Below are 23,358 nucleotides of genomic sequence, written 5' to 3'. Positions count from 1 at the left end.
TAAGACATGGCAACAACAGGATGTACCAGCCCTAAAGCCGCTAACTATAACCCGGCAGCTACCCAAGATGATGGTAGCTGCATTTTCCTTGAAAAGATAGGAGGAGTATGCTACGCTTTCCAGGATGTAGACCAAAGCCAGGTAGTAGATGAATCTTACACTCTTTCTTATTCTCTGCTGGGCAAAGACTGGGTATTCTTTCACGATTTCATTCCTGATTTCTACTTCTCTACTAAAACCCAGCTTTATAATCTGAAAGGAAGCCAGATTTACCAGCACCATGCAGGCAATCCAGGGATATACCATGATGCTAATCCAAGATCTTTCTTTGTGGATGTGATATTCAACGCTGAGACTGAAATGATCCTTAATAGCGTGAGTTGGTTAACAGAAGTACTTAACCAAAATGGAGAAGCTGAATTTTCTACCCTTACTCATATTACCATCTGGAATAATCAGCAATGTACTGGCAGAATAGCCATAGCTGATATATGGGATCAACTACAGTACCAGGTTAGAAAAACGCAAGGACTATGGAACTTCGATTCCTTCAGAGACATGCTTGTATCATACGGGACAAAGTTCCTGCTGGATATATTCCATAATTTCGCAGTAGCCCCTAATGTTATCAATGCTAACAAGCCATGGTTTGATCAGGACTTACTTCACGACAACTATTTTGTAATCAGGCTTGAGTTTGATAACACCAGTGGAAACCAGTTAATTCTTCACGGAGCTGATATTGATGCTTCTAAATCACCGAGATAACATGGGAACATTAGCCAGAAAATATCGATACAAGAAATACGGAATAGGCGGGTCGGTAGACAGTGCTACTGAAACTGACGCAGAACGTGCTAAACGTAATGCTCAAATAGGAGAAGGAGCCGCTGCTGTAGGAGCATTGGCTGACTCTATGGGCCCTGCTGATCAGTATGGTAAAAAGAGTGCTGCCAGTAATATACTGGGTAATGCGGGTAAGTTTGCTTCTATGGGGGCTTCTTTTGGAGGACCATGGGGGGCAGCAGCTGGCGCAGTAATTGGAGCTGGAGTAGGATTGATAGCTAACAAGAAGCAGAAAGAAATAGCAGATAGGTTACGTGGACAAGAGATGGTTAACCAGATACAACAAAATCAGAATATGGCCGCTGCAAGAGTAGCCAGCGACCCGTCAATTGTCAAAGGAAACCTGGCTTCCGGGTATTATGCTGCAGGAGGAGATTTGAATGGACCTGGTAGTGCACCTATGACTACTAATCAACTGGCTACTACATTCCCTACTGAAAGAAGAATTGTATCCCGTGTGCCATTTTCTACTTCCATAGATAACAATGGATTTAGAATGTACGCGGATACTTATGGTGACGGTCGTAAAGACTACACCTATATCAACGATAAAACCGGAGAAACACGGGCAAGAGCCTGGCGATATGATAACGCCAATAAGTCTGTTATAGGCACCACTGGTAATATGCAGACAGTTAAACTGGCTGTAGGGGGAAACTTAACCGATCGTTATCTGGCCGCAGGAGGCCCAATGAGTAATATCGCTAACGAAGATGTAACCGATGGAACCTCCACTCCTTTATCTTCCACAGCAGCAGAATTTAACGGGCCAAGTCACGAAGATGGTGGGATTCAAATTCCCAATATGGGAGCTGAAGTAGAGGGTAAAGAAACTACCGATGGTCATTATGTGTTTTCAGACAGGCTGGGATTTGCCAAGTTACATAAACCATTGGCTAAAGCTATAGGTAAAATTGAAATGAAAGCAATCAGCCCTGAGCGTATTAATAGTCTCAAGCTGATGAGAGAAAAGGAGAACCAACTTAAATTAAGTCAGGAATACACCAAGTACATGCTTGGATTAAACTAATAGTCATGCGTAAATCAGTATTCGTAAGCAAAGATGCTAAAATGCAGAAAGCCGCTGTAAAGAAATTTGCCTGGGGAGGCAATGATATACAGCCAGTTAATAGTCCAACCGATGTAAGTTCTTCTCTTTCAGGCGGAACAAATTACAATTGGATGAATGTTAACAATGATAATAGTACATTCCTTCCTCGCTACCGTACAGCAGCATTTGGCAGTATGTATGAACTTCCCACAGTTGGAGTAGGGGGTAATAAACGCCCAAGAGCTACTACAGCTGATCTTGTAAGAACTGGACAAGCACCATTAGAATTGCCAGATGCTCCTACAAAATTAACAGCTGGTGCTTCTCCTTCTGCACCTCAACCAATGACTAAACAAAGGATAAACGTGTTCAGTAAGTTCGGAGATATAATTCCTTACATCTCAAACATAGCTAACAGTTTCAGACGTGCTCCATTACCTAATGCTCCGGGAGTGGTTAATCCTGTATACGCTCGTAGAGTAAACTATGATAACCAAAGAGCTGAAGCAGACAGGATGACGAGAGGGATTAACCTGAATCTCGATCGCACGCTGGATGAAAATACAGCAGCTGCGGCAAAGGCTACCAACCTTGCAAGTAATATCCGTGCCAAAAACAGCATAGCTGAATCTGAAAGCAATACCAATGCTCAACTTCAAACTGAAGCTGATAGGGTAAATGCCGGTATAGAAGGGCAGAACGTGGGAATGAATAACCAATGGAAACGAGATCTGGTGGAAGCCCAGGTTGCTAATCGGCGTGAACAGTCTGCCAACCTTGCTAATGCTTCAGATAAATACATTAGCCAGCAGGAAAACAAAGACAGGATGAACCTGGACATGTTAAAATGGAATACCATTAAACCAATGTGGCAAGCCAGTGGAGTAGCAGACCGTAAGTTCGGAGAAGATACTGAATGGGCTAAAAAGCTCAGAGAATCTAACCCGGATCTGTATGAAGGAATGTACGGCCATAAAGCATTTGGTGGAATGTTATACGGAAACGGAGGATCTATTCACATAAATCCAAACAATCGCGGTAAATTTACAGCGAGCGCTAAAAGTGCCGGTATGGGTACACAAGAATTTGCCAGCCACGTATTGGCTAACAAAGGAAAGTACTCTACCACTCAGGTACGTAGAGCTGTATTCGCTAAGAACGCCAGTAAGTGGCATTAAACCTTATCACCTATGGGACTGTATGACGGATATAGATTGGCCAACAGTAATCGGATACAAGAGTATCAGGGTAGTCCTGTACCGGAAATGGTACAAGTAAGCCAGGAAATGCAAAAGCAGTACGATCAAGCTCAGAATAACATTGATTATACTACCAGGTTTTTTAATTCCTTAAATGCTAATGGTGCAGATAAACCTGAATTACAAAAGCTAAGAGATAAATACTCTAAGTCTCTTAAAGCTATCTCAAGCAGACCAGATTTGGAAAATGCTACGAGAGAAACTTCTATGCTTGCTCAGCAGCTTCCTCAAGATTATATGCCATTTGCCCAAAACATGCAGGCAAGAGCAGCTTATCGTAAATCTCTGGAGGATAAATACGAAAAAGGAGATATTCAAAGTAGAGAGACTATTGACAAGTTAATGGGCCTTGCTGATAAGCAAAGTGGTACTATTCAAATAGACCCAACTACTGGTAGGTATAAAGCTAATTATAGAGGGTATGATCCGGCTAAAGAAATTGATAAACCTAAACTGGTGGATGAAGCTTTAGCCCATGCTAATCCTACTGTAATAGGAAGTAAAGGAACTGTGTTCAGTAAAGATGGAAAATGGTTAATTGATGAAGAAGGTAAAACGAGATCTCTTAATGGTAATGAAGTTGAAGCTTTAGTTAAAGACTATATGAACTCAAGTGAGGGCTGGAAAAGTTATATGAGACAAGAAAGGTTACTTGGAACATATAAGGATGATTATACTCACCTCAAACCGGAAAATGTTAATTTACAAGGACCACTGGAAAACAGAATAATATTAGGTAGTGATGGTAAACCAGTTTTAGACAAAAAAGGTAAACCACAGTATACTGTTTATACGGTAGGGGATGCTTTGAAAGACAAGATGCAAAAAGGTATGGGCTTTGGGGATGCTTACAAACAACTGAAGCAAGACATGATTGAGCAGCAGCATGTACAAGAAGCATTAAAATATGCCCATAAGTATATTGTAAATGAACATGAAAGCGGGACTACCTTTAGAGAAAATCCTTACTATAAATCGGAACATGATAAAAATGCTAAGCCTCCTGCAATACCTCCTTTAGTGTATGAAGGATCTGCTGTAGGATTACAAACAATACCGTCAGATTCTAAAGGCTTAAAAGATGCCTTATCTACTGAGCAGGGTAATATGCAGCAATTACAAACTACTTTAAATAACCCTAATCTTGATCCTGTTCAGCGTGAACAAGTACAAGCAAAATTAGATGTAATAAAATCTAATGTAAGTAGATTAAATTCTGTAGCTAATGCAGTGGAACAGGAAGTAAATGCCAGATTAGGAAAGGATAAATTAAGCAGACTAACTCAACTTGAAAAAGAACTTACCCCACCTACAACTTCTTTGGCAGATGTTATAGCCGGTAAAGGTCCTAAATCTCATAAAATAATGACAGGTGATGCGGCTCTTCAAAGGCATATGAAACAGATAGAATTAAACAACCTCAGAGATAAAAAAGATGAGTTAACTAAAAAAGTATTAGCTGATAAATCTAAAAACTTTGGAGCAAGTTTTTTTCCAAAAATTGTTCAACTGGATAAAGAATCAGATGCTTCTAAGCAATTAAATCAGGCTATAGCTACTGGTAACCCATCTATTGTAATTATGGATGCAGATGGTAATATTCTGGATGATAAAAAAGCAGATGCAGTTAGGAGTCATTTAAAACTTAATGGTATCACAACTGATAAAATTGGAGACAATCATTACATGGATGCTACTGTAGAAACTAAAGATGGTAAAGATGTAAATGTTCCAGGTAGGTTTAATGGAAGTGTGAAAAATGGAAGTAAATACTATGTAAAATTTCCAGGGGGAGCAAATGAAAATGAAGTTGCTGGAATGGAATTATTGAACAAGAAAAACCCGCAAAGTCAAGCAATAGGAACTAAGTTATTAAGTGACTTTTACTCTGGTAAAGTGGCAGATATTCCTAATAATAGTTTTAAAACTATTTATATGGAAACTATTAAAGGAAACTCAATCGGGTATAATATCTATAAAAATGTTACACCAGATGGAAGTACATCATACAAAATTACTGATGGACAAGGTAAAGTACTTATAGATCCTTTAAAAAGACCTATGATATACCAATCTCAAGCCGATGTAACAATGGCTTTATCAGCATTACGTCATGATTTAAACCAATAAGATGGGAATTAATTTATGGAATCAAATAGGAAGTGAAAATAACACACAACCTAATTCTTCTACTAATCAAAAAAGTAGTAAACCTGCTGCATCTCCATTGTGGAATGTAGTAGGAACAGGATTACCTTCAGGAGAAACATCAACTGTCGATATCAGTTCTTATGAACCTTATTTAAATAAAAGAGGTGTACATCTTTCTGAGGATATTGATACTGAGAGAGCTCAAAATCAAAGTGCAATTCAACAAATAGGAAGAGCAGTAGGTAATGCAGCAGCAAATACAGTTACAGGTATATTAAAAGCTCCAGGGTACTTAGCAGAAATATTTGATCCTAAAAACGATTATACAAACGACTGGATCGAGTTTTTTAACAAAGTACACAACCCATTGGGAGATATATACAAGGAACATCCGGATAAGCAAATAGATTTGACTGATTTCGGGTGGTATGCTGACTGGTTACAATCTTTGGCAGAAGGAGCTGCAGCACTGGGTACTTTTACAGCAGGGATAGGCGGAGTTAGTGCTAAATTAGCTGAAGGCATCGGGGTATTAATGGATTTAGAAAAAGGTGGAGCAGCATTAAAAGCTATCAAAGGAACGGCTCAGTTAGGTACAGCTATGACTTCTGCTTATGTAGAAGGAGCAATGTCAGGGAACCAGATTTATAAAGAAGTATATCAGAAACAGTACGACAACGCACTTAGGAATGGATACGACCCCGCCACAGCTGATAAAATAGCAACTGATAAAGCCGGTAAAGGTGCTGCGGCTACTGTACGTACCAATACCATAGTTAACACACTATTGAACCTGGGTGAAGTGGCCGCGATATTCCATGAACCAGAAGCCGCTGTGAAGAAGTTTATTAAAGGGGAAGGAGCAATGCTGGAAGGGGAAGGGACTAAAGACTACCTTAAACGTATACGTTCTATGACGCTGGAAGATCCGGCTATCATGGAACATTTCAATCCTCGTAAGGGCATTAACAGCTACGCAGCTGAAATGCTGAAAGAGGGTATCGAAGAAGTAAACACTCAGGAATCAGAGTACCAGGGTAGAAGGATAGGAGCAGGAGAAGAACACGATAGTAACATCATGGACATGCTGGGGAATTACATCAAGCACTATGCCGGGGATGTTACCAATCAAGAAGGTTTACTCAACTTCGTATCTGGTGCGGCCATGGGACCAGCCCAGGCATTCCTCATAGATCATATATCTCCAAGATACACTTACTATAATGCACAAGGCCAACGTGAAATGGATATGAAAGATGGTAAAGTAGTAATTGATCCAAACACTGGAGAAGCTAAGTACAAAACATTCCTGGTTAACAGTAAGACCTATAATGAACGTGCAGTTAAAGCTACATTCGATAACTACCGGGATGCACTGGCTGATCATTTGGAAAAGGTAGATGCATTAAATGTAAAGCTGGCAGACGCTGTAAGTAAAGGAAATGCACTGGAAGCTGAAAAGGTAAGACATGAATTATTTACCATTAACGCATTCCAGGGAATTGAACTGGGTATAGCTGATCAATGGAAAAAGCAATACGAGCAAATAGCTGAAATTGACAATACTAAAGACCTCGGTGAACAGCTTCAACCACAGATAGACAGTCTTACTACTACTATCAATGATGCTAAGCAGAATGGAGAGGATACTACAGAGATGGAACAGAAACTCCAATCTCTTCTTTCTCAGCAGCAGAAAGTTGCCGGTAAAACCGCTGCAATGAATGCGGGCTATGCTATTGATGCCAATGACCATAGCTACAAAGAAAGAGCACTGGAATATGCTGCTCACATGGATCATCTGGAACGTATGTACCATGACATACATAGACAGTACACTGACGAAGCTGATCCTATTACTGAACAGGTAGCTAATCATTTGTTTGTTAAGAAAGCCAACTTATACCTGGCAGAAAAAGCTATTGCTAAAGAAGAATCACGTATAGCCGGATTGGAATCATTAGATGACCTCGACACAGTAATGTCGTCTGCAGTAGTAGATCCGGAAGTAAGTGCATGGAACAAAGCTATTGATGAGCATAATGCCAAACAATCAGCTTTGACTGAAGATGGTAAAAAACTACAGGAAGCGGTTAGATTACTACAGGCGTCTTCTCCTGTACTTACAGAAGAGGGAAAACAACAATCCAGGAAACGTGGATTAACTGCGCTTAATGAACTCGTAGGTAAATACGGAGTAAATGTAAATATCGATGAACAGACAGATCCTCACGCTGATGCAGATAAGGTGGCCAGCGAGATTAAAGCTATCCATGAAAGGAATAAAGCTGACATTGATGCTCACAGGGAAGCTATGAAAAATAGCATCGGCTACAATACCTGGGCAGAAAAGAATGAGGGTAAATCTATACAAGACTACCTTAACGAAGTGGCAGCTTCTAACGTAACCAGGGCTGAACGTGCTCAGCTTGAAGTATACAAACAAGAACACGCCAACGCTGTTAAAAACTATCAGCAGCTGACAAGAGATAACACCAAGGCTGACCTCTACCGGCAGTTCCATGAGCATGAAGGAAAGCTTCAGGAAGAACTGAAGAAAATGGTACAACAGCAGGATGCTGAAAGTTTCTATCGCCAAAGACAACGGGCTGCAGTAGCTCAGCTTACAGCAGACCAGAAAGCTAAAGAATATGCTAACAAACAGTCTGAACTGGAGGAAAAGAGTAAACAGCTCTCCTCTCTTCAGCAGCGTGTAGCCGAGATCAAAGAGCAGATAAAGACTTTCAAGGGAATCTGGGCCAATAAAACCAAGCTACTATCATTGTACAGAGAACTGGCCGCTGCAAAAAAGATGGTAGAGAATCTGACCAATGAGATTGGTTTAATCAAATCTCAGTTGGAAATACTTGGTGAGCAAACTCAAGCAACCCAACAGAAAGCAGCTGAAGTGCAACAGGCACCTCCTCCACCTACTAAAAAAGAGATGAAGGAAAATCCCACTACCTCTCAAGTGGAAGTAGATCAGCATGACAGCGAGGAAGATATGTACGACCAGATGGTAGGTGCACCTCCTGTGCCTGAGTCATGGGAGAGTACAGATTATGAAGAAAGTAGTGCCGGGCAAGATTATGAGACAGATGAAAACGGGTTGATTAAACTACCTGATACTGAGGTAAAAGAGTTCATCCCTGAAACTAACAACTACCTGGATGAAATGTCTAAGCTTAATCCTAAGCAAGCTGAAGTAGCTAAACAGGTAGAACTGAAAATGGATGCGCTTACAGCTGAAGATCTGAAAAATAACCCTACAGTAGGTTTACAAGAACTTACCAATGCAGGTTTACAGCGCTTACAGCCCCTGATGAGAGATGCAGTAATGGAAAAGAAATCACATACTGCAGAGGAACTACCTGCACCCGTTGGAACCACTGAACTGGTTTCTCAGCCTGCAGCAACAGTAGCAGAACCAATCTCTTCTCAGCAGCAGGATTTAGAACAAGTAGATGAAACTATAGATGATGGAGATACAGAAATACAGCAACCTGTAGTATCATCTCCGTATGATGTACAGGAAATGCTCACCGGGGATAAAGCTCAAAGTTTTTCTAAGGTAAACTTCAATAATGTCATCAATGAAAGGCAGGAACTGGTACAACAACCGGGCACATTCCGTACAGTTAATAAGACAGTGGGGATACAGGTTAAAGGAGTTACAATCAACACGTATGAAATTAATCCTTCGACAAACAAGGATACGCTGAGGATTGGCCATTTTGTACCTGGAGCTAAACTTCAATTAGTGGTAGATGAGGATTTTAATGACCTGGTAAACAGCTATAAAAAGCTGGATAGGGGCACCGGTAACTATATACAGGAACGTAAAAAGTTTTCTGACTGGGTAGATGAGAAAGGTAAAATAGACAGAGGGCAGACCATGAGCCTGCCAATCAAGATAATAGATGCTACTACCGGTAAAAGCATTGGCTATCTGCCTACAGAAGATTTCCTCACAGCAAAAGATGGAGAAGGGAATTATATCAACCATACACTAACAGAAGATCAACTGGCAGTGGAGCTGGCGGATAACAGTGCTATACGTGACCATTTGATTATGAGATGGGAAAAAGGAATTACAACTCCATTGGAAACAACTGTTAACAATGTAAGTAATGGCCACCTTACCTATGCTGGTAAAGCTGAAAAGGGGGAGATTACGTACCAGACTTACAAAGCAGATAAGATGCTCTTTGATAAGAATATGGTATTCGGATCAGTAGAACCGGTAAGAAGCGGAGCTGAAGTTGTTTCAGTGAACTTTCTTACTCATAAGAATACGCCGACTACACTACCGCTGGTAGAGATGACCGACTCTCAAAAGAAAGCCATTGCCGGTGGAATAGTAGCCTACATTCCTCTTACCAATGGGCTGCACATGCCTGTACCTATGACCACTCCTAAACTCTCTGCAGCAGAGGTCAGAGGATTGGCTACAGCAATAGAATGGCATCTACAGTTAAAGCAGAATGTAGAGAATATCGCTGCGAAAGAAGGAAGAGCTAAAATACTGGAAGCTACCGGCCATGACATCTCTAAGATTGCAGGATTAAAAGAGTTCGTAAAACAGTACTATACTCCAACTACCAACTTCAGTGATGAAGAAATGGTAAAAGCTTCAGGGGTAGCTCGTAAAATGTTGCATATTGGATCTGCTGTGAAAGATGGAAAGTTCGGAGCCAATGAGATTAAGGTGGGTGTAAGTATGAACAGTGGAAGCCTGGTAAAAGCTAAACTGGTGAATGGTAAACTTGATTCGGCATTTGCTCAGGCCCTGGAGAATATCGTCAAGGATAAGTTTAAAACTATTAACTTATCTGATGGTAAACGTCCGGGGTTAAACATGCCCGGAGAGTTTAACGCTGTAGAGATTATGGGAGAGGGCAGAGTACGTACACAAAAATTTGATAGTTACAATGACTACGCTAAATCGATACTGGAAACATCACTATACGGTGGAACCAATATTGACAAGGAAGGTAACATCAGCTATACTCCGAGGAAAGATAAAGATGTTCAATACGTGTACAACGTAAATAGCCAGATTCACTTTGATCCAGCTCCATTGATGCAAGACATCAACAGCGCTACTGAACTGGTAGCACAAGCTGCATCTTCTCCAGCAGAAGCGGGATTAACAGAAATCACTCCTGTACAATCTGAGGACAAACAGGAAATAGCCGACCGGGTAAAAGAGTTTTTCTCTGATGAGGTAACAGATGATGACTTTGATAATTTCAACAAACCTGGTGATGTGGAAGTAAAATCTTTTAAAATAGACCAGGGTGGAATGAAACTTACTTTGGACAATTTAGAGAAACTATCTAACTTAGCTTCGGTTAATGGTAACCGTAATGCATTGACGACACAAGAAGTATTTGATCGTTACCAGAAACTTGGCATCACATCCATTAATCCGGATATACATAACCCTTTCGAAAAATGTTAAACCTATTTTATGACAACTTGTAATAAATTTTTGGCTCCTAATGGGGAGCCTTCTTTGTTATATGCAGGACTCTTACAGAAATATGGAGAAGATAAAGCTCTACAAGTATGGAGCTGGGTAAAAAGTGAAGATTTTCAATCTAAATACGGAGATATGTTATCTCCAACAATTGAGAAAAGCTTATTTACAAATCATAGTGGAGGAGCTATAGGATCAGACAGTGAATGGGATAGAATAGGTAAACTTTTAGGATTTACAAATCACGTTCATTATTACTATGGAGATAGAACACCAATAGGAAACAAACATATCTCCTCTGAGGATTATGAAGAAGGACGTATTGAATCAGCTAAAGCAGCTGCAAGAAACTTTGGCTATCAGTACAAAGCTATGAAAGATAGTAGGTTGATTAGGAATTGGGCACAAGTTAAATATTCTGATGGAGTATTTGCTATTGGTAAAATTGTACAACCTGGTGAAAAGATATTTCCTAATATACCGGGAGATACGCGTACAGCTAAAGCATCTTCTGTAACAGGTGGTACTGGATATGCTGTAGGGATGGCCATTAACCATGGTAAACCTGTGTATGTATTTGATCAATCTAAAGGTAAATGGTTTACTTGGAATACTAAAGAGAATAATTTTGTAGAAACTGACACCCCCACACTTACAAAAAATTACGCAGGAATTGGAACCAGACAAATTACTGAATCAGGAAAGCAAGCAATTAAAGAAGTGTTTGAAAAAACTGCTAAACAACAAGGCAGTGAAGATATAAACGGCGAACCTACTCTTGACGCTGTGGAGAATGTGATGTCAGCTATGCCTAACGATAGTAAACAAAGTGAATCTACCGATATATACTCAAAATTAGGAGATAAAACTACCTCCGACAATGTAAGAATAGTTCAATGGAAAGATATTAAAGATGCAAAAGAGCCATTTTTAAAAGCCTATGGCCATGTTGTTAATGTAATTTCTACAAGGGTACAAAACACTAATGAGCATTTTGGTAACCCATATAGTAGTGATAAAAAAGTTTTAGCCAACAATCCTACTTTAATTGAAACTAAATCTACTAAAGAAAGTGTTGAAAAATATATTGATTGGGTAATTAACTCAGATAATAGTAGAGCCCAGTGGATAAGGGAACAACTGCAATCAGGAGAATTAAAAAGCAAACCTATACTTTATTATAAAGAATTAGGTGAACCTTCTCATGCTACAGCTTTAGATTATTTGATTAATAAATACAACTGGGAATCAACTCAACAACCTTACAGTGTTAAACAAGAGGCTAAACCAGTAATTCCAATAGTACAAGTACAAGCTGTTGAGGAAAAAGAGGTTAATCCACTTGCTGTAGATGCTGAAACTTTACGTAAATCTCAGGAAGCTTACCTGGTGCCGATCCGTGACGCGCAGGGTAATAAAACCGGGAAGTTCTTCGATACTACCTCTCGCCAAATTCCAATTGTATCTACTCTTACTAACAGGTTCATGGTAGAATACGAAGCTCTGCTGGCAGATGATAACAGGCAGAAGGATATGGAAAGGCTGGGGATGAGTACAGTAGATTACATAAAAAAACGTGTACAAGAAGACTTTGCTCAGAAACTAAAAGACTTCAAAGCTATCCAAAACGGAGAAGTAAAAGTACCAGATGCAGTTAAAGCTAAAGTAGAAGAAACTATTAATTACTTCGAGCCGATGATGAACTCATTCTCTTCAGCAGAAGGAAATGGATTCTGGGAATATGCATTACGTGATTTGGAAATGAACGGCATACGTTTCACCAAAGACGGTGGAGTGAATAACGACTATCTTGGCCGGGACGTAGAAGATGGCGAGAACGAAGATAGAGATGATCAGGAAATAGAACAGAACGAACGTCAGCGAGAAGACTGGCAGATCAGTAATGAAAGTGTTAACATGCTGAATAAAGCCAGCGCTAAGCTTAAAGGATTGTTCCTGTCTGTACCTGAGGCGGAGTTTAAAATGACAGTACCGCCGGCTAAGACCATTAAGCTTACCATTGACAATCAAACTACACGTCAGCGTTTAGGTAAAACCAAACTCAACATTCACTTTCATAGTGACAATGTGGAGTACGGCAAACCTATGACAGCGTATATGGAAAACCGTCCGGTGATCATTACTCCTATTAAAGCTGCAGATACTGATTACGTTGCAGCAAACGCTGAACGAGTAAAGAAAGAAGAAGGTTTCGACTTGAGAGTGGGAGATGTGATTGCCAGCGCTAAAGAATTTGTTCCTCAGCGTGTACCAGTACCTAAAAAGAATTTCCTGGGTATGGCTCAAAGTACAGATCAGAAACAACTCTGGAAACGAGTTCAAAGTATACTGATCGATACTCCACCATCAGCAGATGCAATGTTAAATAAACTGATGAAAGCAGATGTACCTGAGGTAGAATACCTGGTAAGAAAACTGGGTAAGAGTGGAGGGGAATTAAAGAAAGAGCTGGTTAAAATCATGTCTGCTCATACCCGTAGACAGATGGTAATTCTTTACACCAAAGGTAAAGATGGCTTTATGCCGCTGAGAAAGATAGAGAGTAACCGGGCAAGTGAGATCAGGAGTATAGTTAACCAGTGGAAATCTAACCAGACAGATTCTCCAATCCTTACTAAAAACGAGCACGGTCTTGTAGGAATCAATCAGCAACTGGTAAAAGAACTCACTGAGGGCTTAGGTAAAGTATATGGACCTGAGGCTACTGATGCTGATAAAAAAGCTTATTTCAAAAAGCTACTGGATAGTAACGGTATTACGCTGAATGATAAAGCTATCGATACACTGCTCGACGCGAGGGAGTTTGGCCGATTAGCTAAATCTGTAGGGTCTAATCTGAAAGGAATATTCGCCGGCAGTACAGCGGAAGGAGAACCACTTGGTGTGGCCGATGTGATGATTAAAAGATTGCAGGGGCTATCCGCTAATAAAGATACTGACACATCATCTGTAGGAGAAGATAACGCATTTGAAGATAAACGTGAAGAGTGGTTTAACCAAAGTCCTCTGCATGAAGAAGGAACTACGATGAAACTGTTGGCTACAGCTGAAGCACCATACAGTGTCATTAAATACTCTTCCACTCACAAGAATGGAAACGGGGATAGTGTACAATCTACTGCGATGAACACTGCTTTATCTCACAGCGTGCGTAAGTTGAAAAACAACGAGAACGGGATGAGGGACTGGATACGTGGAGATAATTTCCGTAAACGTAGTTGGCTGTTTAATACGCTGGAAAACAACCCATCAGCTTATGATTCATTGAGTATTAGCTATGCAGATTCTATAAAGAATTTATATGGTAGTAATAGTACTATCACTGATGGCAGTGCGAGGGAACTGCAGGCATTACGTCTCGGCTTGTTTCTTAACAGCAGAGAAGGTATGGCAGACCATTTATCACTGACTCACTCTGATAAAACCACTGCTCCTATATTCGGAAACATTCCTAAAGTACTTCAGACAATAGCCTGGAACGGACAAGGACTTCAGGTACATCCAAGCGTACTTGGTTTAATGTATAACCATGTGTTCCTTGCTGAATACGGCCGCATGCTGAAAAGCACAGCTGATAACGTAAAAGGATTTGCTGATGGTAAAAACCTGTTTTACCTGCTTCCCTACATGAACAAAGAGGCTATGAGTAAACTGGTTGAGCAGAATATTCTTACTCAGCAGGAGTACGATACTATCTGGAACAGTATGGGACAAATTAATCCCACCACTACTGTTAACCAGGGAGTAAAATTTCAAGACGCTGTATTAAAAGTACTCTTACATAGCATCAATAACATCATAGATTCTACCAAACAGTCATGGGAAGATAGTAAGCTATTAGAAACAGGCTTACCAGGTAGTCCCCAACAACTGCAAGCCATTCTTAAACAGCATGGATTCGAGGTAAGATCTGCCAAAGTAGAAAGCGCATACGGACCGGGTAAAACAGTGTACAATATTGTAACTCCTGATGGTAAAGTGTTAGCCAATCAGGAAGCTAAAAACATCATGCTTCAAGCGTTGGCTATTGATTTTGCTGTAAATGATTTTCTTACAGAAACATCCATGGCACAGATGTTCTTTGGTGATCCGGCTCAATTCTTTAAACCTGGTAAAAAAGACATGGTTGATGTTAAAGACGAAAATGGGAATGTGATAGGTAGAAAAATAGCGCAAGGCCGGGAACAAGCTGTAGTAGACGCTACGATGGCGGAATACAGCAAACGTATGGCCGGACCAATAGCTCCGGGACTGGATACTGATAATAGCCACGGTATGCCGTTTTACACTTCTGTAGTGGCAGATGATTTCCAACCAGCTATCAGTGAACTTAAATCTGCAGGGTTAGACTGGAAAGCCAATGCTACAGATGCTCAGCAGTTTGGAACCATGAAAGAATGGTTACATAGAGCTTATGGCCAATCGCTGATCACTGAAAAGCAGTATAATGAATGTCTACAAACTATCAATAACGCTAAAGATGGGCATTATGAGTTTCCGGAAGATGTCAGTTCTAAACTATATCATTTGGAAATAAACCCAAGTAAACCTGTAGTATACGGGCACAACGAGCCTGTAGGAGGATTATCCAGAGTGGATTACACTAAACCATCTACCTTCTACCTTTATCCTCCAGCAATAGCTGGTATGGAAATGGATAAAATCAGACGTGCGATGGAAAAAGATGGTATAGATGTGATTGATTTTATCTCCAACCGTAAAGTAGGAGCACCGGCTAAACTGGTAAAGCTGTTTAATAATGATGGTACAGTTAATGAAGATGTGTTTAAATCACAAGAATGGACAACAGATGCTCGTCAGCGTATAAACCGCGATAACTACCGTGTACAGCAGGAAATACACCCGCATGAAAATGAACCTGAGATTAAAGTACCTACACAGGCACATAAAAACATCAGAGAAGGGTTGGTATTTATGCCGGATGATGTGAAATTTAATGTAGGTGCCGATAAACCGCTGAATGGAAAGGAAACCAGGCAGTACATGGAAGATTTGACTAAAGAGTGGTTAGGTGAAAACTTTAAAAGTTATCTGGATAAAATTGGAGCAAGTCAAGATGAAAACGGTAAAGTAACTCTATCTGATCCTAAGAAACTGTTTAGTGACCTTGCTAATTACGTTAAAGGTCAATCAGGATTTCAGATAGATGATTACCAATCCCTTGTAGATTTCTTAGATGGTACAAACGAGTTGAAGATACCTTTCATGCTCAATAAGTCAGCCAGTAAACTGGAAATGAAACTATTTGCTGAGTTGAATAAAGTGAAAGATCTGATGATACCGGGTATGGCTTTTGTACAGGTAAGTCCCGCTGGTATGAAACCTACAATTGGTTTTTGGGAAGACAGTAAAATCGATAACAATGAAATAGTATGGGCCACTCAGCTTGAAGGTAATTTAAAAACTGCACACCTTTCAGAGGACGGTAATACTGTAAACCCAGCTCAGGTACTTGTATCTCAAGACTATTTTGCTCCGGTAGGTATCGATATCAACGATTACGTGAAAGAAGTAGATGGTAAGAAAATGATCGATACGGAAAAACTACCTAAAGAAGCTTTACAGCTGGTAGGTGTACGTATTCCTAACCAGGGTCACGGTTCCATGCTGCCAATAGAGATAGCAGGATTCTTACCGGCGTATATGAAAAGTTCAATCATTGTACCAGCAGCCATCACTACTCAGATGGGTGGCGACTTTGACGTGGACAAACTGTATACGTTCAGAAGACATATTACTGTTCTACACAACCGAGTGAAAATAACAGATGATACTAAAAAATACAGAGTATATCCGGGTGAGAACAAAAATCAATATGCTTTTTATCAAGATGAAGCTCGATTAAATCTACAGAATAAAGGAAAAGAAATTACTCCTACTACAGTATATAATGAAGTAGTAAGTATACTTAAATCAAAATATGGTGCTAATTATCCTAAGCATACGATTATAAAAGAATTTGACAAATCACGTGACGTATCTAAAATTGAAATGCTTAGATCTCAAGGATATCAAGGCTCAGATGAACAACTTGTTACTGCTGAAGAAGATGATAAAGTAGCAAATGATATTAATAAATACCATAAAGATAGACTGGAAGAAGAAAGCAAATGGGGATTAAATAAGTTAAAAACGAATTACTTTAACATACACTGGGGGATACTTACCAATCCGGCTATGTTTTCACGCATGATGCAGGAACTGGATAAAGAGGATTTACCAGAACAGAAAAAACTACTGGAACCTAAGGATAGGCCAATCACTCACTTCTTCACAGCAGCAGCACAGGATAATATCCGCCAGACGCTGGCCGATGCTAAAATTGGTGTGGGACAGAACGCAAGGGAAGCTATTTCTAATGCTGAACTGGAGAATAGGAAGATAGGTTTATTTTCGGCAGATTACAATCCAGAAGGAGAACTGGAATGGAAACCGGCTAATGTAGAAGTGAAAGATAACGATGGTAAGGTAGTTAAACTTGCCCTGGTTACCGGTAATGGTAGATCTACATACATTAACCAGAAAGGAGAAAAGCTGGAAAGAACCAAAAGTGGTAATAGCCAGCTGAAGCTGGGGGCCGCTGTGGATAATGCTAAGAACCAGGACTTCTCAGGAGCTGGATTTAACCGCTTTGTAGGAGCTGCCTCTAATGCCATGTCACGTTTACAAACCGATGACGGGAACGCTGAAGGCTGGTCAATGGACTTGAGGTACCAGGTAGGTTTATTCAGCCAGCCGGTGATAAAAGAATTTGTATCTGGGATGAGTACAGGCAATGACACGCTGAGTAAAAGCTTTGAGTTTAACCTCAAGGATAACCTGATGGATAAACTGTTTAACAAATACAGTAGTATGGCCATGAAGGGATTAAGTGATGAAGAAGCTGCTACTGTACGTAAACAGATTGACAACTATACTTTTGATGCTCCTACACTCATGGAAACTATCCGCATGAACCAGAAAAGCAGAGAGTTTGCTATACGTCAGGCAGCCGCAATGAAGCTGTTTAAAACGCTGGATAGCATAGGCACTCAGCTGGTGGTAGCCGATAGTGCACTGTCTCAAAATACCAAAGGCGCCGGAAGAGATATGCTCACTGCACTCTCTACTGAGCAGAAGATTCAGAGGTTTGATACTTTTGGAAAAGATCCTATCACTGTTAAAGGTTTCAGTGAAGTGTTTAATGATGAGAATGATAAGAGAACAGAGATGGGAGCATTTTATGATTACACCACCAAAGCTGCCTTAGAACTGTTTGGAGATATTATTCCTGTACATAAGTTTGATTACGGTGCCCAGTATATCCATTCTCTTACAGCAGAAGATGGATATGGAGAGCCTAACGATAAACTGAAACGAGAAAACATCAACGAGATGCAGAAGTTTATTAACTCACATAATGCACTCGGTTTATTTGATTCTGCTGAGCAGGAAAGGAGGAGGTTGATGTTTGGACAGGATAGTTTAGCTAAAAGGTTAAAACGTGCACAGAATAGCTGGGCTGCTACTGACCCATTCTTAAAACAGCTTACAGCTACAATATCTACCGATGGTGGACCAGATACAGTAAGCTACGTGGGGTATGGAATGTCTGATACAGATGTGTTAGAAGGTCAAAGAGCCATGATTAACTTGATCAGCTCTGATGATGTAGAAAAACGTAAGCTGGGAAGTGACCTGGTACGTTATCTGTATGCCACAGGTGGTAAACAGACAGCCAAGAACTTTATGAAGTTTGTAAGCCATGGTATTATCACTGGCACAGAGATAGCTGAAGGCCAGCGTAAACTGATGGGTGCTGTGGAAAGGTTGTTTGTTAAACGCTACTTTGAACAATATCTGCAGCATAATCCGGCCAGGGCTACCCAACTCAGTGAAACACTGGAAGAAATAGGCAAACCTGAAAAGATAGGAACTGAATTTATGCTACCGGTATTGCCAGAAAATGACAGTCATGGAAGATTAGGAACCTGGGTACCAGATGGTAAAGGCAGCAAAGCCTGGAAATACAGAGACTATTTAAGTTTCCGTGACGGTAACACCTGGAAACTGTATAAGCTGGATAAAAACATAGAAGGTAAGGGAGTGAGATTTTACCAGATTGATACCCTTGGAAATGACACTATGCAGGTTTCAGAATACTCTGCTACCTCTACCGGAGAAGTGAAGAGTATATTCAAGGAAAACCAGGTGAGTAAAGAAAGCAATACATTGACACTATCTTCTGCTGAGGGGAAAGGAGAGGAACTTACCGGTAAACTGGTAGAGATTGCCCGTGATGCAGAGCAGCCGGCATACTTGAGGGAAGTGGCCGCATTGATTGCTGGTAGCCGTACCGGGGCAGAAGATTCTATTTTCTCCAGCGTGCTCGGGCTTAATGCTCCGTTGAGCTATCAAGTGGTAGATAGATTACCAGGAAATGCCATAGCTGGATTTAGTAGTATTTCAAATACACTTAAACTTAGTCAGGGTATAGTAGGTAACAAGTTTATGCTGGCAGAGAATATTGTACATGAAATGCTGCATTATAATAGCTCCATGATGCTTATGGGGTATGAGAATATGATGGGCGACTTGGATACTTCTAAAATGAATACTGCCACTCAAGATGTAGTACGTAAGCTGACTGAGTTTGTAAAAGCTAATCCTGAAGTGCAAGAGAAGATTAAAAACTTCTATGACATCTACAAGGAAGCTAAAAAAGCTTATGAAGCGAGTGGCAACAAAGATTTAGACTACAAGTTCTCTAATTCAAGAGAGTTCCTGAGTGCTATATTCACCGATGGGGCCACTATAAAATGGCTGAATACACAAAAGTATGAAGGTAAGAAGTCATTGTTTGATCACATCAAAGACATCATTAGTAAAGTATGGGGAGCTATTAGTAAAGCACTCGGTGCTCAGGAAGGAAGTATGCTGGAAGAAAGTGTAAAACGCGGCCTGGATCTTATCACTCATCAGCGTGTTCAAAAATACAACTATGAAGAGGGTACTACTCCTGATTTGTCAAGAGCTATTGATGGAGATGCATTCACCAATGCTAACATATCCAACTCACTAACTCCAAATGAGAAAGTAGCTGCCAAACTAAAAGAGCAGTTGGTGGAACTGAGGTTAAGCTTATCCGGTAAACTTAACGAGGCGCAACGCTTTGAAAGGTTACAGCAGATTAAAGACCTCAAGAAACAAGTAGATCAGTTAACTCAACCGTTGACACCGATCGAAGCTGTTTACAACCTGGGAGAACAGTGGGTTAAATACGCCGAGAAAGTAGCTAAGCTGGAAGATCCTACTCCTAATGAAATGGCTACTGCCTCTTACATAGCTGATATGTGGGGAGGTATTAAAGAACTGATACACGGTGCAGATATTATGGAAGCTGATGACAGGTTAAAAGCTATTGCGGAGCGTGCTACTCAGGCTAAGTATAATCTAATCCGTAAAAGCCGGGAATACCTTACAGCAGAACTTGGCATAACTAATGCTGATATCACTAATGTAGTTGATACTCCTAAAGCCGAGCAGTTGGGTAGGGCATTATCAACAGCCAGCAGTATTGCTCTTTCTAAAGTAGGAGGCTTTGTGGAAACTATGGGCCGCCAGGAAGATGAAGATCGAGACAGGACTATGAAGCGTATTGACAAGCTTATCACTGATATGAATGGAGGTAATCCTAAAGGAACAGCTCATAAAGCTATCCTATCGAAGTTCATAGACCCTTCTACTCAGCGGATGATTGTGCCTTACACTTCAGCGTTTCATAATTTCATTGACTCTCTGCAAGCTAAACGTAATGGAAGTATCCGTCACGTAGAAGCTTCCGGAGCAGATGATACGCGTGTTGAAACTGCAAAGAAAACAGCATGGACTAAGTACAACAGAGAGCTTCAGAAAAAAGCTACTTTCATTGACACCAATAAACTATTTGTAGGAGAAACAGGTGAATTAAAAGAAGATGAAGCTTCTAAGCAATACCGTGAACAGTTGAAAAAAGAGATTGGAGAAGTTTACGTAGACAGGGCTATTGAAATGGCCCAGGATAAATACATGAAATACCTGGAAGCCCGTAGAAACTATGAAGCATGGATTGAAGGTAAACAAGCTCCAGAAGGAATGAGCGATGAAGAGGCTGGCAAGCATGGTTATCTCACAGCAGCAGAGGTAGAGCAGGAAAAGCTGAAATTTCGTAATGAGTACAGTCCTAATGTGATTACTGGCAATTCTACTCAGCGTTCTCTCTCACCAGCAAATGATGACTTTGTACATATTGTTCCTAAAATTTCTGCTACAGAAATGTGGGACAGTAGGTATACTGAGATTATGTCTGATGAGCAAATGAAAAAACACTATCAGGATTTTGATGCTATTAGGCAGGAATTGATTTCCTACATGCCGGTAAATATCCGTGAAAAACTACCTGAGGGATTTATGCCGGTGGTGCACAAAAATGCTGTGAAGCTGGGATGGGAAAGAATTATTGCAGATCTAAAGAACTTTAATGAATCTCAAACCCGTAAGTTTACTGCAGGTGAGTATGAGCAACTGATCAGTAACCAGGCTTATAACAAAATACCTACTCCGTTTACCGATGAAAACGAAGTGCCGCTGGATGAGAGGAGTAAAGAGCTGGAGAAGAACATGAAACTGTTTGTGGCTTCTGCTATACACTATAAGCATGCGTCTGCTGCGAAAGATAGTGTGGAGCTTATCAAATCCATCTTCGCTGATATTCATAACAGCAGGCTGGCCGGTAATGTACAAGATGAATTGAATGGTAAGATAGTAACACTTAGGCAAGGTATACCTAATGCTATATCAGCATTGAAATACCTGGAAGATGCACTAATTTACTTACGCCCAAGACAACTGGAGTTTAAAAGCGGAATGCATATTTATGCTGAAAATACTCATGTAGAAGATGAAAATGGGGAAAGAAAGCTGGTTAGCCGTAAGTTTACCAATCCATACAACCCGCTTAGTTATGTAATGGGTAAGCAGCATAAAATGGCTAAAGCTATTGAGGCATTACAAATAGAACGTACCAAACTCAATGATGCCTATAAAGAAGGTAAGCTGGGAGAGACTAATGAAGAAAATGATAAAGTATACCAGCAAAAGATGGAGGATTGGAATAAAAGGATGAGTAAATATGAAAACTACACTGTGTATGGGAGTAAAGCAGGAGACTGGTTGATTGAACAGAGTGCAAGAAAATCGTTAGGTTTAAACTTGTTCTCAGCGTTTTCCAACCTGTCATTTGGTTTGATATCCACTTATATACATGCTGCCGGCGGATTAGACTTTAACACTCAGGAAGTAAACAAAGCCTGGAGCATGATGATGCAAGCGCTCAAGAATAAAGACCTGGCTAAAAAAGTACATGGTGCTATGGAAAGATTGGGAGTGGTAGGGGATTACGTAGAAAACAAGTATGGTAAGACTCCTGAACTAAAAGCCATGGCTAAGCAGAAATACATGGATCCATTTGTACTAATGAGAGAATCTGATTTCTTTATGAAAGGAGTTTCCACACTGGCCATGCTGATGCATAAGCAGGTAGATGTGACAGAAAATGGGGAAGCTAAGAAAGTAAATGTATGGGAAACACTTAACCATGAAGGAGTATGGGACAGTGAAAGGTTTGGAGAAAATACTGATTGGTATAATCCAAACAGTACTATGGATGTAAAAGAATGGAGTGCACTCAGAAACTATGTAAGCCGGGTAAATATGATACTGCATGGTAACATGGATAAAAACAGTCCTATGCAGATGAAAGGGTATATACTTGGCAGGTTACTGGGACAGTTTAGAGCAAGCTGGTTAGTAGAAGGCTGGTATACCAGGTTTGGTTCTGAGCGTGAAGATCCATTCTTAGGCAGGAATACTAAAGGTCGATATAGAACTTTTCAGTCGATCGGCATTAACAACTCTATCAAATCCTTATTTAAAGGAGTAGTAAACATGATACCGTATGTAAACCTGGATGTGACTAAAGGTATCAATGTTAAAATGGCTAATGGAGATGTAAGATCACTATCTGAAAGCGCTATAGATGTAGACAACTTGAAACGTAACATTCGTGAGTTTCAGTTTTACCTTACCCTTTCCGCAGCGGTATTAATGCTTAGAGGGTTAAAAGGAGGAAAAGATGACGATGAAGATAAAAGCCTAAAAGCCAGTATGAATGTGCTCATCAATATGATGATTAGAAGTAGACAGGACATTAACCTATACGCCAGCCCATCAGTATTTGACACTGTATTCCGTAACCCTATCCCATCTATGGATGTAGTTAAGGACGCATGGAAACTGGTTAAATACAGCTCTACAGGATGGTGGACTGCTGATGGCCAGGGTGGATTAGGCATAGATCCTAACTTCTCTTTCGAGAAATGGTTCCTAAAAGCCACTAAAGGTAATCTGGTTCTTCCTGAAACAGGTGTTATTAACAAGCTGAATTACATGGCTACCAAAGACTTGGATATGTACCAATAGGTATCTGTGTAACATATATCTGTCAAGTG

At 40.4% G+C, this 23,358-nt stretch carries 6 protein-coding genes; all 6 read left to right on the top strand.

Annotated features, from left to right (window positions below):
* Positions 1 to 6: 6 nt before the first annotated feature.
* The 6 genes from EO766_RS13545 to EO766_RS13520 are packed head-to-tail and all read left to right on the top strand — an operon-like array spanning position 7 to position 23,329.
* A complete protein-coding gene (locus EO766_RS13545) occupies positions 7 to 768 on the top strand; it encodes a hypothetical protein (protein ID WP_287101357.1) in 762 nt (253 codons plus the stop codon).
* A 1-nt stretch (position 769) separates the two neighbouring features.
* A complete protein-coding gene (locus tag EO766_RS13540) occupies positions 770 to 1,876 on the top strand; it encodes a hypothetical protein (protein WP_287101355.1) in 1,107 nt (368 codons plus the stop codon).
* 41 nt (positions 1,877 to 1,917) lie between these two features.
* Positions 1,918 to 3,075 carry a hypothetical protein gene (locus tag EO766_RS13535; protein ID WP_287101354.1) on the top strand — a complete coding sequence of 386 codons (1,158 nt, stop codon included), beginning with the start codon at positions 1,918 to 1,920 and terminating at the stop codon, positions 3,073 to 3,075.
* A 12-nt stretch (positions 3,076 to 3,087) separates the two neighbouring features.
* Positions 3,088 to 5,286: a hypothetical protein gene (locus tag EO766_RS13530; RefSeq protein ID WP_287101353.1), complete on the top strand. Its 2,199-nt coding sequence runs from the start codon at positions 3,088 to 3,090 to the stop codon at positions 5,284 to 5,286.
* A 1-nt stretch (position 5,287) separates the two neighbouring features.
* The gene (locus EO766_RS13525) at positions 5,288 to 10,771 is read left to right on the top strand and encodes an ATP-binding protein (RefSeq protein WP_287101352.1); all 5,484 of its coding nucleotides are present in this window, start codon (positions 5,288 to 5,290) and stop codon (positions 10,769 to 10,771) included.
* A gap of 9 nt (positions 10,772 to 10,780) precedes the next feature.
* Positions 10,781 to 23,329 (top strand): hypothetical protein, encoded by a 12,549-nt coding sequence (locus EO766_RS13520; RefSeq protein ID WP_287101351.1) that lies wholly within the window; start codon positions 10,781 to 10,783, stop codon positions 23,327 to 23,329.
* Positions 23,330 to 23,358 lie beyond the last annotated feature (29 nt).

Source organism: Hydrotalea sp. AMD (assembly GCF_004100315.1).
In the GTDB taxonomy this organism is placed as follows: domain Bacteria; phylum Bacteroidota; class Bacteroidia; order Chitinophagales; family Chitinophagaceae; genus Hydrotalea; species Hydrotalea flava.
Note: the sequence above shows the minus strand (reverse complement) of the source record. Positions and strands in the feature narration are given on the sequence as shown.

Bases quoted from the DNA above. Each gene is read 5' to 3' on its own strand.
- EO766_RS13540 (WP_287101355.1), top strand. From the start codon at position 770: ATGGGAACATTAGCCAGAAAATATCGATACAAGAAATACGGAATAGGC.
- EO766_RS13545 (WP_287101357.1), top strand. From the start codon at position 7: ATGGCAACAACAGGATGTACCAGCCCTAAAGCCGCTAACTATAACCCG.
- EO766_RS13525 (WP_287101352.1), top strand. From the start codon at position 5,288: ATGGGAATTAATTTATGGAATCAAATAGGAAGTGAAAATAACACACAA.
- EO766_RS13530 (WP_287101353.1), top strand. From the start codon at position 3,088: ATGGGACTGTATGACGGATATAGATTGGCCAACAGTAATCGGATACAA.
- EO766_RS13520 (WP_287101351.1), top strand. From the start codon at position 10,781: ATGACAACTTGTAATAAATTTTTGGCTCCTAATGGGGAGCCTTCTTTG.
- EO766_RS13535 (WP_287101354.1), top strand. From the start codon at position 1,918: ATGCAGAAAGCCGCTGTAAAGAAATTTGCCTGGGGAGGCAATGATATA.